At 53.5% G+C, this 13,571-nt stretch carries 14 protein-coding genes; 9 read left to right on the top strand and 5 right to left on the bottom strand.

Features of this window, described 5'->3' with window-relative positions:
• Positions 1-86: 86 nt before the first annotated feature.
• From KGB23_RS08980 to KGB23_RS08965, 4 genes are all read left to right on the top strand, one after another.
• Entirely contained in the window at positions 87-1,115 is a 1,029-nt protein-coding gene (locus KGB23_RS08980) for a dehydrogenase (protein WP_223430733.1), read from the top strand.
• Positions 1,100-1,696, top strand: coding sequence for a D-sedoheptulose 7-phosphate isomerase (locus KGB23_RS08975; protein ID WP_223430732.1), 597 nt, complete (start codon positions 1,100-1,102; stop codon positions 1,694-1,696). The genes KGB23_RS08980 and KGB23_RS08975 overlap by 16 nt, the downstream gene beginning before the upstream one ends.
• Complete coding sequence (locus tag KGB23_RS08970) at positions 1,696-2,385, top strand: nucleotidyltransferase family protein (protein ID WP_223430731.1); 690 nt, start codon at positions 1,696-1,698, stop codon at positions 2,383-2,385. Before KGB23_RS08975 ends, KGB23_RS08970 begins: the two co-directional genes overlap by 1 nt.
• A 445-nt stretch (positions 2,386-2,830) precedes the next feature.
• The gene (locus KGB23_RS08965) at positions 2,831-3,898 is read left to right on the top strand and encodes an acyltransferase family protein (RefSeq protein WP_263288566.1); all 1,068 of its coding nucleotides are present in this window, start codon (positions 2,831-2,833) and stop codon (positions 3,896-3,898) included.
• A 325-nt stretch (positions 3,899-4,223) separates the two neighbouring features.
• Here KGB23_RS08965 and KGB23_RS08960 read toward each other — a convergent pair whose 3' ends face one another.
• Positions 4,224-5,333: an acyltransferase family protein gene (locus KGB23_RS08960; RefSeq protein ID WP_223430728.1), complete on the bottom strand. Its 1,110-nt coding sequence runs from the start codon at positions 5,331-5,333 to the stop codon at positions 4,224-4,226.
• 36 nt (positions 5,334-5,369) lie between these two features.
• The gene (locus tag KGB23_RS08955; RefSeq protein ID WP_223430727.1) at positions 5,370-6,137 is read right to left on the bottom strand and encodes a putative nucleotide-diphospho-sugar transferase; all 768 of its coding nucleotides are present in this window, start codon (positions 6,135-6,137) and stop codon (positions 5,370-5,372) included.
• Positions 6,138-6,496: 359 nt separating this feature from the next.
• Between KGB23_RS08955 and KGB23_RS08950 the strand changes: the two genes are divergently transcribed.
• The 3 genes from KGB23_RS08950 (at position 6,497) to fabF (ending at position 9,140) form a co-directional block, all read left to right on the top strand.
• Positions 6,497-6,832 carry a ComEA family DNA-binding protein gene (locus KGB23_RS08950; RefSeq protein ID WP_150655224.1) on the top strand — a complete coding sequence of 112 codons (336 nt, stop codon included), beginning with the start codon at positions 6,497-6,499 and terminating at the stop codon, positions 6,830-6,832.
• Between the two features lie 206 nt (positions 6,833-7,038).
• A complete protein-coding gene (locus KGB23_RS08945) occupies positions 7,039-7,833 on the top strand; it encodes an SDR family NAD(P)-dependent oxidoreductase (RefSeq protein ID WP_223430726.1) in 795 nt (264 codons plus the stop codon).
• Between the two features lie 32 nt (positions 7,834-7,865).
• Positions 7,866-9,140: a beta-ketoacyl-ACP synthase II gene (gene fabF / locus KGB23_RS08940; RefSeq protein ID WP_223430725.1), complete on the top strand. Its 1,275-nt coding sequence runs from the start codon at positions 7,866-7,868 to the stop codon at positions 9,138-9,140.
• Here fabF and KGB23_RS08935 read toward each other — a convergent pair.
• Positions 9,137-9,694 carry a TetR/AcrR family transcriptional regulator gene (locus KGB23_RS08935; RefSeq protein ID WP_150655227.1) on the bottom strand — a complete coding sequence of 186 codons (558 nt, stop codon included), beginning with the start codon at positions 9,692-9,694 and terminating at the stop codon, positions 9,137-9,139. The genes fabF and KGB23_RS08935 overlap by 4 nt on opposite strands.
• A gap of 176 nt (positions 9,695-9,870) precedes the next feature.
• Here KGB23_RS08935 and KGB23_RS08930 point away from each other — a divergent pair, with 176 nt between their 5' ends.
• Positions 9,871-10,524, top strand: coding sequence for a GntR family transcriptional regulator (locus KGB23_RS08930; protein ID WP_223430723.1), 654 nt, complete (start codon positions 9,871-9,873; stop codon positions 10,522-10,524).
• 15 nt (positions 10,525-10,539) lie between these two features.
• Positions 10,540-11,391: an urea carboxylase-associated family protein gene (locus KGB23_RS08925; protein ID WP_008148761.1), complete on the top strand. Its 852-nt coding sequence runs from the start codon at positions 10,540-10,542 to the stop codon at positions 11,389-11,391.
• A gap of 67 nt (positions 11,392-11,458) precedes the next feature.
• On the opposite strand, the gene KGB23_RS08920 is transcribed toward KGB23_RS08925, so the two are convergent.
• Complete coding sequence (locus KGB23_RS08920) at positions 11,459-11,626, bottom strand: DUF2897 family protein (protein WP_008006000.1); 168 nt, start codon at positions 11,624-11,626, stop codon at positions 11,459-11,461.
• A gap of 214 nt (positions 11,627-11,840) precedes the next feature.
• Positions 11,841-13,205 (bottom strand): ethanolamine permease, encoded by a 1,365-nt coding sequence (eat, locus tag KGB23_RS08915; RefSeq protein ID WP_033055766.1) that lies wholly within the window; start codon positions 13,203-13,205, stop codon positions 11,841-11,843.
• Positions 13,206-13,571: the final 366 nt, after the last annotated feature.

Raw genomic sequence — 13,571 nt, 5'->3', positions numbered from 1 at the left:
GCGCATAAAAAAATATTGCTTCACCCTCGGGGGTGAAGCTCTTGGGTTGCTTAAATGAACCGAGCAAGGGTATTGGAATCAACAATATGATAATTCGCGCACGTGCACCTTTGCGTCTAGGGCTTGCAGGTGGTGGTACGGATGTTTCTCCGTTTTGTGATATCTACGGCGGTTACGTACTCAATGCAGCAATAGATCGTTACGCTTATGCGGTGATTGAAACTTTGGAGGAACCACTGGTTCGCTTCATCGCAACCGATCAACAGGTGGAGAAGGTAATGCCTTGCGCTGCCTCGTATGTGCTGGATGGTAAGCTTGACCTGCATGCGGCGGTTTACAATCATATGATCGAGCATTACAACGGTGGCCGCGCCATTGCGATGCAGTTCAGCACTTTATGCGACGCGCCTGTGGGGTCTGGCCTGGGTTCTTCCTCCACGCTAGTGGTTGCCATGATTCGTGCGTTTGTGGAGCTGCTGAATCTGCCACTTGATGATTATACAATTGCGCTCTTGGCTTTTCGTATTGAGCGAGTGGAATGTGGATTGCAGGGCGGCAGGCAGGACCAGTATTCCGCTACATTTGGTGGCTTCAACTTCATGGAGTTTTATGCTGATGATCGGGCAGTAATCAATCCATTACGTATCAAGAGTTGGATTATCTGCGAGTTGGAAGCTTCACTTGTGTTGTTCTTTACCGGGGTATCACGAGAGTCGGCGAAGATCATTGCCGATCAGAGTGGTAACGTGAAGGCGGGGGTGGTTGGCGCCGTGCAGGCCATGCACGGTATTAAGCACGAAGCGCTGGTAATGAAGGAGTGTCTGCTGCGCGGAGATTTTTCTGGCTTCGTAGAATCAATGCGCCAAGGTTGGGAAAATAAGAAATGCTCGGCCAAGTCGGTATCGAATCCGTATCTAGATGAGATATATGACGCCGCCATTGCCTCAGGCGCTCTTGCTGGTAAGATTTCGGGGGCGGGTGGAGGTGGCTTTATGTTGTTCTTTGTGCCTACAGAGCGACGCATGGAAGTAATTCGGACCTTAAGCTCCTTCGACGGTCAGATTAGTAATTGTCACTTCACCAAATATGGCACGCAGGCATGGAGAATCAATTGAGGAAATACATTGAGGCGCAGATAGTCGATTCACAGGCAATCATGAATGCTATGTTGGCTGATAGTAACCTTATCGACCGTGTTGAGGCTGCAGCATTATCCTGTATACACTGCATGAAACAAGGAGGAAAGATTCTTTTGGCAGGTAATGGGGGCAGTGCAGCTGATGCTCAGCATATTGCGGGTGAGTTTGTCAGCCGTTTTGCCTTTGACCGGCCTGGATTACCAGCAATCGCGTTGACCACGGACAGTTCTATCCTCACTGCAATTGGTAATGACTACGGCTACGAAAAATTGTTTGCCAGGCAGGTGCAAGCACTTGGCCAAAAAGGCGATGTGTTCATTGCTTATTCAACCTCTGGTAAGTCCCCCAATATTCTACTCGCTCTGCAAGAGGCTCGGGCGCGTGGTTTAGTGTGTGTTGGACTGACCGGCAACCTCGGTGGGCCAATGAGCGAGATTTGTGATCATTTGCTTGCGGTCCCCTCACCAGATACACCAAAAATTCAGGAGGGCCACCTGATATTGGGTCATATCTTGTGCGGCTTGGTAGAAAACGCAATTTTCAAGGGTAACGCCTGATGGAAGCCATTGTTCTGGCGGGGGGATTTGGCACTCGGTTACGTCAGTTGGTGCCCGATCTACCTAAGCCCATGGCACCTATTGCTGGCAGGCCGTTTCTGGAAATTTTGCTCAGTGCCTTGGCTCGTAAGGGCTTTAAGCGCGTGACATTGTCAACAGGTTATATGGCTGAAAAAATATCTAACCATTTTGGCGAGCAATATGCGGGAATGGAGCTGAGCTATGTGGTTGAAGAGGAGCCTTTGGGTACGGGGGGGGCTGTTCGATTGGCCTTGGCGCAGTGTCATGAGGATCATGTGTATGTGTTTAACGGTGATACGTATCTAGACCTCGAGGTTGATCCAGTCGAAAGGCTTTGGCAGTTGCATCGGCGCCCAATCATCGTCGGGCGCGAAGTGCCGGATACTGCACGATATGGCCGTTTGCTTACAGACGAAGGGAAGGTAAGCGGTTTTACGGAAAAAGGCGTTTCTGGGGCGGGATTAATTAATGCTGGTTGTTACGTTTTCTGTCGGCATCAACTGGATTCATTTGAACCTTATATTGCCTTTTCGCTGGAAGCAGACTACTTGGCAACAGAGGTAAAACACACATTTTTTGATGTATTTGTAACGGAAGGTCAGTTTATCGATATCGGTATTCCTCAAGATTTCCAGCTTGCGCAAACTTTGCTGGCTAGTGTTCCGTGAAACATTCAGGATTGTTTCTTGAACGAGATGGCCTGATTCATTCTGGTCGTGAGTTTAAGAGGGGAGATGTTTAGTTTGCAGGCGGCGTATTTTAACTACCCAAGCCAGTAGACTTTCGAAAAACGGCTGCCAAAGCGTGCCAGCGACCGCCGGCAGTCCGGCACCGCTGATCTAAAAAAGCATGGCCAACCCAGCGCTACAGCTCGAAGTTGGACGGTGCATAGGCTGATTGAGCTGCAGAGGACCAAGTGGCGTTGTATGATCCTCACAGCGTCACCAATGACGGCACGGGAATACGTGTGATCCAGGTCTGCAGCGAAGACATCGGTCCCGGCCTGACGAAGTGCCGGGCTATTGCCCTACGCGAGCTGTTGGAAGAATAGAAGTTTCTTATTACTTTTAATTAAAATCAGGGCGGAAATACATGCTGCACAAGGATAATAACTTGAACTTGTTACGGTTGGTTGCCGCGCTGATGGTGCTATATGCTCATTCATTCGATATTTACGGTAATTCCCCGGAGATCTTTATTGGTCTTGATTCCTACGGCGGGCTCGGGATTGCGATATTTTTTATCGTTAGTGGTTACTTGATTGCAAAAAGTTGGAGTTTTGATCCTTCGGTCATTAGTTTTTTAGTTAAGCGATCGCTGCGAATATTTCCAGCCCTGATTGTTGTTGTCGTAGTAACTTCGTTTTTGCTTGGTCCCATTTTTTCCACTTTGACAGTCAAACAGTATTTCTTGAATCTGGCATTTATTATGTACTTAAAGAATATAATTTTAAGTCCAGTATTCTATTTGCCGGGCGTGCTGGAGCACGCCAGAGTTGCCAATGTGATCAATGGTTCTCTATGGAGTTTGCCTATCGAGTTTTTTATGTATTTGGTAGTCGTGGCGCTTGGGTTTCTATTCAAAGGCGGTCGTCTTGTATACACAGTTACCACAGTATTGTTTGCGCTGATTGTGGTTTTTTGGTGCTGGCGAGATGCGCCTTTGCTGGTGGTTTACGATACTGATGTAAGAAACATTCCGTTGATAGGCATCTATTTCATGATTGGGGCATGTTATGCGAAGTGGGGGCTCGAACGGTGGTTCAGTCTTTCCGGCGTAACTGTCATGGTGATGATAACCCTTCTTCTGGCACCGTATTCATCGATTTCGAAGCCCCTGCTATGGCTTACGTTACCGTATGTCGTCTTGGCATACGGACTTTCCAGAAGTTGGTTGGGAAGCTTGGTTAATAAAGTGGGTGACTGCTCTTACGGTGTTTATATCTATGCTTTTCCGGTTCAGCAGTTTGTTTTGCTCAAATTCCCCGGCATTGCCTATTCAACCTACCTTATTGTTACAGTGGTCATTACTCTGGTTTTGGGATACGGCTCTTGGCATTTGATAGAGAAAAGGGTTCTCAAATTCAAGCCAAAAAATAAAGTCAGGCCTGTATCGAATGGTGGTGATGCCGATTCGGCGTTCAATCCTGTTGTGGGTGAGAAGCTCAATTCAGGGGCTTGAGCAAGTGTATGTATTTATGATGTAACAGTCACTCAGGTCACCTATGAAGAGCTACAGGGGCTGCTGCGACAGCGCAGACGCCTGACGATCCTAAAATCCCCAGGGTTTCATAATGCCCGGTTTATGGATCAGTTTCTTCACCAGGCTGGAGAACCGTAAGCGCTCCATGAACCCCACATTCAAAGCACTTAACTGATCCGCGATGCTGTACTCCCGATTTCTTTCCGGAGCCAGCACCTCATGATGCGTCCCGACGCAATAGTCGAAAAGTCTATCTCGACCCAAGCCTGTAGACTTCCGAAGATCTATTGAAGGCCTTCCGCGTTTATGCTGCATCAAGCGCATTTCTACGCGTCAGTGGATTAGTGGAAATGCGCCGTCCAAGTTCATGGAAGGGCACTTCAACAACTCTATGAAGGATATCTGCTGCCGCGATTGATGCCACCACCCCTATCACGGGAATGGCTACGATGCGGGCACTTTCGGACAATTCCAGTGTGTTACTCAGCCACATGGATGCGAATAGAACTTGCATATGTATCATGTAAAGCGGGTAGCTTATTCGCCCAAGGTACGTAACGATTCTTGTTGATAATATTGAACCGATCACGTTGCTGCTTCCGGAAAACTTGGCCGAGACAATGCTGAGGAACGTAATGATCCAGATTATTAATGGTGCCGAAAATTCGCGAAGAAAAACCAATGTAAACGCGATAGATAATACGGCAACGGATATTAACTCTTGTTGTGATAGTTTTTGTAAAAAGTTCTTGAACGCAAAATAGCTGAGGAAACCTGCGCAGAACATGGGTAAGTTATTCCCGAGGAATCCGCTTTCCATGTAAGGGCTGACAATCCAGCATACTGCTGCAATCGAGATAACTGCGATACGCGCCGAAACCCGCCCAAGGGATGTGAGCATCAGAAACAGCAGCGGCGCGACTAAATAAAACTGCCACTCTACGGTAAGGCTCCATGCTTGTCCGACGAGTGTAAGGGAAGCATAGGGCAAGACGGATGTCGGCAAAACTCCTTGTAGAAGTGGTATATGGGCCAAGACGTGAAAAAACAGATTGCTTTGAGCAATTTCAATAATCTGAATTCGTCCGTCTGTTGCAACTCCATGTGGCGACGCATGCAAGATTTCCGTGGCTATAGGCAACGAGGCTATTGAAATAAGCAATGCCACCCAGTATACCGGTAATATGCGAAACGCCCGCCCTATTATATAGCGCGGGTATGATTGGGGGCCGCGATCAAGCATCGAGAAAATCACGAAGCCACTAAGTATGATGAATACCTGCACGGGATATGAGTTATACAAGTTGTTGGGGAATGAGCCAAAAAGCGGGGGCAGTGCAGCAAGCACATGCCCCAAAACCACCCACAACGCCATAACTCCGCGTAAGCCTTCGAGTTCGCGAATATATTTCATTAGGCCAGTGACACCTTAATAGTCAAGATTTATATTCTATCCGGGCAATGCTAGGTTTAAATTTGAATAGCTGGTAATGTCAATCCCTTCAAGATGCTCTGGAGGAATTAAAAATTCGTTTAATTCGAAGCGATCTCTAAATTCAGAGAGTAACTGCTCCTTTGTCTTGATGCTTGAGGCTAGATGCAGAAGACGATGTTCGTTCGGCGCGTCGCGATAATGAAACTCTCGGCTATTGAACTCGGTATATTCAAGCCGGGTAAAAAAATCTCCTTCGCGGAAGCGACTGTCCGTGCTTAATACATAAACCATCGCATCCTGGTCGCCATTTGTATACATTCCGTATTTCTCTTGGTCCCACCACTTCTTCACATCGTCTAACTTTACATTGCGCACTGCATCCAGGAACTGAGCTGAGCGACGTGTAGATTTTAAGAAAAATTGTCCCGATGAAATAAATGTCCATGCGCCTTGATTAACGGGACTCTTGCATATAACGAGATCGAACTTCGCGAAACGCTCAACATATGGAATGAGTCTCCAGGAGAAGTCCGTAAAGTAGGCATCATCATCAAGCCAGAAGACCCACTCGTCCGCACCGAGAGCTGCCTGGATGATCTCGATTTTCCTGAGATACGGGTTCATACCTTCTCGCCGAAGCATAAACGACCATACGTAATTCGCTCCATTGACATCTGCAAAAAGCTTGTGGTTCACGAATGACTTAAATCTGATTCGATCACATCCGCTGACGATCGTGATGCCCGAGCGACGGGGAGAAAGTAGGCGCTTTGAAAATAGCATGGTGCATAGCTCCACTTGGCTATGAGGGGAAATAATGGACGCCATTCTACACGTAGGCGACACTCTGACGAGTGTTGCCAATTACTCCGCCTGACTCTTGCATTCAGGTGCGTCTCTCTGCCGGGCTGGAATATCATGAAGAAGTTCGGCCGGGAGTTGTCCCGGATTACCGGTTGATAGCAATACGGTCGAGCGTGCCATGCGGCCCTTCGACTGTATCTACCAGCAACGTCTCCTCAAACCCTGATGATTTCACATCCTGTAACGGACACATTTTTGACAGGCTCCAGACATCGCCTAAGTTTGGGAGGCAGCTTCGGAAAAGCTGCTTTCCCAATTGATGTCATGGAGCGTCATTTATGCGTACTGGCTATTTCTACTCTCTGGTTTTTGCCCTGCTCACCAGCGCCTCTATTGCTGCCATTGCTGCGCCGACGGCCAAGCCTGAGGCTGGCAATGCACCCCTGGTGCTGGAGGTTTCTCCCAAGGCGCAGTCCGGCAAGGTCGATCTGAATCAGGCCGATGCGCCAACCCTTCAGCGCGAGTTGTCCGGTGTGGGCGAGGCTAAGGCCAAGGCGATTGTTGCTTATCGTGAGGGTAATGGGCCGTTTGCGTCGGTGGACGAGTTACTCGAAGTGAAGGGGATCGGTAAAGCCATTCTGGATAAGAATCGCGAGAAGCTTGAGGTGAACTAAGCTTATACGTCAGCGCCAGGGGCCGGTCATTGATCGGCCTTTTTGCTATCTGGCGAATGCTGTGATGGTGTGCCTTTCGTCGTGATGAGAAAAATTACGTCTATCATATGCGAATAAGATTATGCCTATAATAAAAGACTTTTCCGCCAAGGCATCCGAGCCTCAGGCGCTTGTCTTTCCTTTAGGCGTCTCCCAGGAGCACAGTCATGAATTCTGTCCAGTCCCAAGGTACGGCCCTCGTCACCGGTGCTTCTTCCGGTATCGGTGCAATTTACGCGCAGCGGTTGGCGGCGCGTGGTTTTGATTTGTTATTGGTTGCCCGTGATCAAGAGCGGCTGGAAGCGGCGGCTACCCAGTTGCGCGCCGAGCATGGCGTTCAGGTCGAGGTGCTCAAGGCGGATCTGACGCAGAAGGATGAGGTGCTGAAGCTTGAGCAGCGTCTTCGCAGCGATTCGAGTATCAGCCTGTTACTGAACAACGCCGGTGTTGCAACGGATGGTTTGTTGGCCAATGCAGACATGGATCAGCTGGAACGCTTGATTCAATTAAATGTTACGACGGTCACGCGACTGGCCTCGGCAGCGGCCGCCAGTTTTGCCAAGGCGGGTCGGGGGACGATCATCAATATTGCGTCAGTGGTGGCGTTGTTTCCCGAGCGCTTCAACGCAACTTACAGCGCCAGCAAGGCCTATGTGTTAAGTCTGACGCAGTCGTTGAACGCCGAGCTGGAGGGCACCGGGATCAAGGTGCAGGCGGTGTTGCCAGGTGTAACACGCACCGAAATCTTCGAGCGCTCCGGTATCGATGCTACCCAGATTCCGGAGGATATGGTTATGGACGCCGGGGAGATGGTCGATGCCGCGTTGTCGGGTCTGGACCAGGGTGAGTTGATCACCATTCCTTCGTTGCCGGATGCGGCCGACTGGGATGCCTTCGTTGCGGCGCGTCATGTATTGGCGCCGAATCTTTCCAAAAGTAAGGCTGCCGCGCGTTACACGTGAGGCGTCATCAATCGGCTTGAGGTATTTGCGGTATGAGTGATCGTCGAGTAGTTGTAACGGGCATGGGCCTGGTGTCGCCATTGGGTTCTGGCGTCGAAGCCGTTTGGTCGCGTCTGTTGGCCGGGCGTTCCGGGTTGCGCAATTTGCCGGACGAGGTGGTTGCCGATTTGCCGGCGAAGGTCGGGGGCGCTGTGCCGACGCTGTCTGAGGATCCCGAGGCGGGGTTTGACCCGGACCGGGCGACGGCGCCTAAAGAGCAGAAGAAGATGGACCGCTTCATTATGTTCGCCATGGAAGCGGCGCGTCAGGCGCTGGAGCAGGCTGGTTGGCAAGCGGCGGACGCCAATGCCCAGGAGCGTACGGCAACCATTATCGGTTCCGGCGTGGGTGGTTTCGGTGCGATTGCCGATGCGGTGCGCACCACGGACAGCCGTGGGCCGCGACGTTTGTCGCCATTCACTATTCCTTCATTTCTGGTCAACCTCGCCGCGGGTCATGTGTCGATCCAGCACGGTTTCAAGGGGCCATTGGGTGCGCCGGTGACAGCTTGCGCGGCCGGGGTGCAGGCGATTGGTGATGCGGCGCGGTTGATTCGTTGTGGCGAGGCAGACATTGCAGTATGTGGCGGCGCGGAAGCGGCGATCGATCGCGTCAGTCTCGCCGGGTTTGCTGCTGCTCGCGCGTTGTCCAGCGGTTACAACGACACCCCGGAACGTGCCTCGCGGCCGTTCGACAGTGACCGGGATGGCTTCGTCATGGGGGAGGGCGCTGGCCTTCTGGTGATCGAATCCCTGGAACATGCCCTGGCCCGTGGTGCTCAACCGTTGGCAGAATTGGTCGGTTACGGCACCAGTGCCGACGCCTATCACCTGACGGCAGGTCCCGAGGATGGCAGCGGTGCGCGACGGGCGATGTCGCTGGCGTTGGCTCAAGCGGGCATTTCGCCGGCGCAGGTGCAGCATCTCAACGCTCACGCAACCTCGACCCCGGTCGGGGACTTGGGAGAGTTGGCAGCCATCAAGGCGTTGTTCGGCACGGATAACAAAATCGCCGTGACGTCGACCAAATCCGCCACCGGGCATTTGCTCGGCGCGGCGGGCGGTATCGAGGCGATCTTCACGCTGTTGGCAATTCGCGATCAGGTCGTGCCGGCCACCCTCAACTTCGACAACCCGGACCCCGCCGCCCAAGGCGTGGACATCGTCCACGGTAAAGCGCGGCCGATGGCCATCGAATACGCGTTGTCCAACGGCTTCGGGTTTGGTGGCGTGAATGCCAGCGTGCTGTTCAAGCGTTGGGAGGGTTAGTCCCGGGGCTGTTTGAGATAGGCGCGAGTCACGTCGAGAATCTGCTGCGCCAGGTCGGGATTCTCGACACTGCGTGACAGCAGTAAAGCCCCGACCAGTGTCGACATGATGACGATGCTTTGGTCGGCGGCGTCCTCGTCTTCAAGAGTGCCTTGCACTTGTTCGAGCCGTGCGTTGAGCACCACATCAGTGGTCGGGCTTTGCTGCCCGCGCAGGCCGAGTTCCGATGACATGGTCGGCAATGGGCAACCTTCATCGGGTGAAGTCTGGTGCCATTCGGACAAATAGGCGTCGATGAACGCTTCCAGCGGACGATCTTGAGCGAAAAGCTCGGCGCAAATCACATCGACCTGCTCGCCCGCGGCTTGCAAAGCCTTTTCCACCAGTTCGTCCTTGGACTTGAAATGCGAGTAGAAACCGCCGTGAGTCAAGCCCAGTGCTTTCATCAGCGGTTGCAGACCTGTCGCGCCAATGCCATCGCGGCGAAAGCGCGCTGACGCTTCCTTGATGATGCGTTGGTGGGTCTGGGCTTTATGGTCCTGCGAGTAACGCATCGGGTATCTCCGCAACAATGCGCCATATTAACCAATGAAAATGGGATGGTGATTGTACTTCTACTTCTAAAAAGCATGCAGATGAGTCCAACGCCGTCCTGCTGTCTAGAATGAACTGGCACGAATAGTGATTACTCATTAACTGACGATTGTTGAACAATCACGAGGCAATGAGTATGAACAGCGGACTGTCCCTGGCCGACCACATCACACTTGAATTGCGCGCCGACATCATTGGCGGCCGTTTGCTGCCCGGCATGGCGTTGGTGGAAAACGATCTGGTGTCTGCCTACAACGCATCCCGCAATACCATTCGCGAAGCGCTGCATCGCCTGGGACAGGAAGGCCTGACCCGTTATGTGCGCAACAAGGGCGTGATGGTGCGCAGGCTGGGCGTCGAGGACGTGCGGGATCTGTTCAAGGTCAGGCGCACCCTGGAGTTGCAGGCCATCAGCGCGAGTCAGCCGCTGCGCGACTATCAATCCGACCGGATGCTCGAAGCCCTGGAAGCCACCGAGCTTGCCCGGGAGCGCGAAGACTGGCGCGCTGTCGGCACCCACAGCCTGGCTTTTCATCAACACATCGTCGGATTGCTGCGCAGTCCGTTGTTCGATGAGTTCTTCACCAACGTCGTCGCGCAATTGCGCCTGGTGTTCTGCACCGCTCCCGATGAGTCTCGTTTTCAGGCGCCCTGGCTGGCGCGCGACCGGCAGATCCATGAGTTGTTGGCCGAGGGCGACAAACGAGCGGCCGAGGACGCCATGAGCCTTTATCTCGACGATTCCGAACACCTCCTGTTGCAAATGCTTACCCCAGTTTCCCATCACTGATCGAGGATTCGTGCCATGTACAAAGACTATCCGGCGGCCTATCAAGTCAGCAAAGGCTCAGCCTTGCAGGTGGACAAAGCCTTCTACGAACGGATTCGCGACAAGAAGGACGGGCGCACGCTGATCGAAGAATTCGAGGTGCCGATCCGCACCGGTCGTGCCTGGAAAGTGCCGGCCGGGCATGTGTTTCGCGTGACCACGCCGGTCGGGCCGCAAGTCGGGGATTTCAACGTCTGGAATGCCAACGATCCCCGGGAGCGTTTGTGGGCGGCACGGACCCGGCAGTTACAGGGCGCACACGTCAGCACCCATGACCGGCTCTGGTCGAACCTGCCTTTTTTGCGGCCGCTGGTGACCATCACCGATGACAGCCTGGCCGGTTACGGCATCGACGAACATGGCGGTCGCTTGCATGATTTGCTCGGCACCCGCTGCGATCCTTATGTGAACAAAATGCTCACCGGTGAAGATTTCCATCATCACTGCCACTCGAACCTGACCCGTGCGGTGCTGCCTCACGGGCTGACCGAGTTTGACGTGCATGACGTGCTGAATATTTTCCAGTGCACGGGCCTGAACCACGACGACATGTACTTCATGAAAGCCTGTCCGGCGCAGAAGGGCGATTACCTGGAATTCTTTGCCGAAATCGATCTGCTGTGTGCGCTCTCGACCTGCCCGGGAGGTGATCTGTCACTGGCCATGTGGGGGCCGGATGCGCAGGATCCGCTGAGCGTTTGTCGCCCGCTCGGGGTAGAGATTTATCGTTTGGAGGATTCGTTGCTTGAGGGCTGGAGCCAGCCGGAACGCGCTGCATACAAAGGGCTGCACGGCCTGCACATCGCCAAGGCCGATTGGGAAAAATAAATCGAAAAATCGCAGCCTCCGACCCCCGTAGGAGCTGCCGAAGGCTGCGATCTTTTGATCTTTTGAACTAGCGGTCCTGCGCATCCTTGGCGTCCGCTTCCGCGTTGCGTTCAGCGACGCGTTTGCGTTGCTCTTCGGTCAGTTCGACCTTGTTGGCGGTGTCACGCAACATCATCAAACCACCAACGATCGAGCCGATTGCAACGATCAGAATCAACCAGGCATACCAGGGCATAGGGCTCTCCTTGAGGGCAGGCCGATTGGCGGGTTTTGCCAACCGATCGTGCATACCACTTTGAGCGATTAATTTTCGCAGTGGTTCCATTCTATGCCTGTTACGTCTTACACATTCCTCGTAGGAGCTACCGAAGGCTGCGATCTTTTGATTTTGGCGTCATTACGATCGCTAAAGATCGCAGCCTTCGGCAGCTCCTACGCGGATCGTGTCTTTATAAGCCAGTCAGCATCGCGTCCGCCGGCGCATCGGCACGCAATTGCGCCGTGAGCATGAAATACACGAACCCCACCGCCATGAAGCCCAGGAAGATCAACCCGATCAGCGTGTTGAACCAGGCCATCGCCACCAGGCAGACCACCGCCAGCACCAGCGCAATGAACGGCACCAATGGATAGCACGGCGCGCGAAAGGTGCGTTCCAGATTCGGTTCGGTTTTGCGCAGTTTGAACAGGCTGAGCATGCTCATGATGTACATCACGATCGCCCCGAATACTGCCATTGTGATCATCGCCGCCGTCAGCGTCATGCCGCCCAGGTTGATCAAACCATCACTGTAAATCGCGGCGATACCGATCACGCCGCCAGCGATGATTGCTCTGTGCGGAGTCTGGAAACGTGACAATTTGGCCAGGGACGCCGGTAGGTAACCGGCGCGGGCGAGGGCGAAGAACTGCCGCGAGTAGCCGAGGATGATTCCGTGGAAACTCGCCACCAGGCCGAACAGGCCGATCCACACCAGCATGTGCAGCCAGCCCGAACTTTCGCCCACCACGGTTTTCATCGCTTGCGGCAGCGGGTCGTTGATGTTCGACAGGGTGCGCCAGTCACCGACGCCGCCGGCAAAGAACATCACACCCATCGCCAGCAATACCAACGTCAGAATGCCGCTGATGTAGGCCTTCGGAATGGTGCGTTTCGGATCCTTGGCTTCTTCGGCGGCCATGGCGGCGCCTTCGATGGCCAGGAAAAACCAGATCGCGAACGGGATCGCCGCGAACATCCCGGCAATCGCCGGCGCGCCGAACACATCGGAACCGGCCCAGCCGTTCAGCGCGAAATTGCTGAAGCTGAACGCCGGAGCGACCACGCCCATGAACACCAGCAGTTCGGCCACTGCGAGTACGCAGACCACCAGTTCGAAGGTCGCCGCCAGTTTCACCCCGAGAATGTTCAGGCCCATGAACACGATGTAGGCACCGACCGCTGCGTGTTTCGGATCAAGCGCTGGAAATTGCACGTTCAGATACGCACCGATCGCCAGAGCGATGGCCGGCGGGGCAAAGACAAATTCAATCAGTGTCGCCAGCCCCGCGATCAATCCGCCTTTCTCGCCAAAGGCGCGGCGGCTGTAGGCAAAGGGACCACCAGCGTGAGGAATCGCGGTGGTCAGCTCGGTGAAACTGAAGATGAAGCAGGTGTACATCGTGGCGACCATAAAGGACGTCACCAGAAAACCGAGTGTGCCAGCCACGCCCCAGCCGTAGCTCCAGCCAAAGTATTCACCGGAAATCACCAGCCCGACCGCAATGCCCCACAGGTGCAGCGTGCCCAGCGTGGGTTTGAGTTGTGTGTTCATGCGTTGCTCCCTGAACGGTTTGGAAAGCTCGGAGGAGGGCGTTTGCAGTGGGCGTGCCAGTGTTGTGATGGCGGTCGTAAAGTGCAGAAAGGCGTCGTATCGGGGATGTTCGGTGCTGGATGTGCATTTTTTGTGCGTCAGTTGAGGGCGTTGTTGTCTGTTGTGCCGCTATCGCGGGCAGGCTTTGAATAGTTGTCGGGTTTGAAAGCCACCCCTCACCCCAGCCCTCTCCCCAATGGGGAGAGGGGGAAAGGGAGCCGATCTTCATCGCTTTCGAAACCTGATTCGCTCGCGATCGCGAATCGACACTTGAGTTCGACTCGGTATTTCAGGTCGATGTAAATCCAAGAACACCTCGGTCAGTCC

The organism is Pseudomonas sp. GL-B-26 (assembly GCF_019947405.1).
Lineage (GTDB): Bacteria > Pseudomonadota > Gammaproteobacteria > Pseudomonadales > Pseudomonadaceae > Aquipseudomonas.
Note: the sequence above shows the minus strand (reverse complement) of the source record. Positions and strands in the feature narration are given on the sequence as shown.

Excerpts from the sequence above, each read along its gene's own strand:
- KGB23_RS08980 (WP_223430733.1), top strand. The coding sequence starts at position 87 with ATGATAATTCGCGCACGTGCACCTTTGCGTCTAGGGCTTGCAGGTGGT.
- KGB23_RS08975 (WP_223430732.1), top strand. The coding sequence starts at position 1,100 with ATGGAGAATCAATTGAGGAAATACATTGAGGCGCAGATAGTCGATTCA.
- KGB23_RS08970 (WP_223430731.1), top strand. The coding sequence starts at position 1,696 with ATGGAAGCCATTGTTCTGGCGGGGGGATTTGGCACTCGGTTACGTCAG.
- KGB23_RS08960 (WP_223430728.1), bottom strand. The coding sequence starts at position 5,333 with ATGAAATATATTCGCGAACTCGAAGGCTTACGCGGAGTTATGGCGTTG.
- KGB23_RS08955 (WP_223430727.1), bottom strand. The coding sequence starts at position 6,137 with ATGCTATTTTCAAAGCGCCTACTTTCTCCCCGTCGCTCGGGCATCACG.
- KGB23_RS08950 (WP_150655224.1), top strand. The coding sequence starts at position 6,497 with ATGCGTACTGGCTATTTCTACTCTCTGGTTTTTGCCCTGCTCACCAGC.
- KGB23_RS08945 (WP_223430726.1), top strand. The coding sequence starts at position 7,039 with ATGAATTCTGTCCAGTCCCAAGGTACGGCCCTCGTCACCGGTGCTTCT.
- fabF (WP_223430725.1), top strand. The coding sequence starts at position 7,866 with ATGAGTGATCGTCGAGTAGTTGTAACGGGCATGGGCCTGGTGTCGCCA.
- KGB23_RS08935 (WP_150655227.1), bottom strand. The coding sequence starts at position 9,694 with ATGCGTTACTCGCAGGACCATAAAGCCCAGACCCACCAACGCATCATC.
- KGB23_RS08930 (WP_223430723.1), top strand. The coding sequence starts at position 9,871 with ATGAACAGCGGACTGTCCCTGGCCGACCACATCACACTTGAATTGCGC.
- KGB23_RS08925 (WP_008148761.1), top strand. The coding sequence starts at position 10,540 with ATGTACAAAGACTATCCGGCGGCCTATCAAGTCAGCAAAGGCTCAGCC.
- KGB23_RS08920 (WP_008006000.1), bottom strand. The coding sequence starts at position 11,626 with ATGCCCTGGTATGCCTGGTTGATTCTGATCGTTGCAATCGGCTCGATC.
- eat (WP_033055766.1), bottom strand. The coding sequence starts at position 13,205 with ATGAACACACAACTCAAACCCACGCTGGGCACGCTGCACCTGTGGGGC.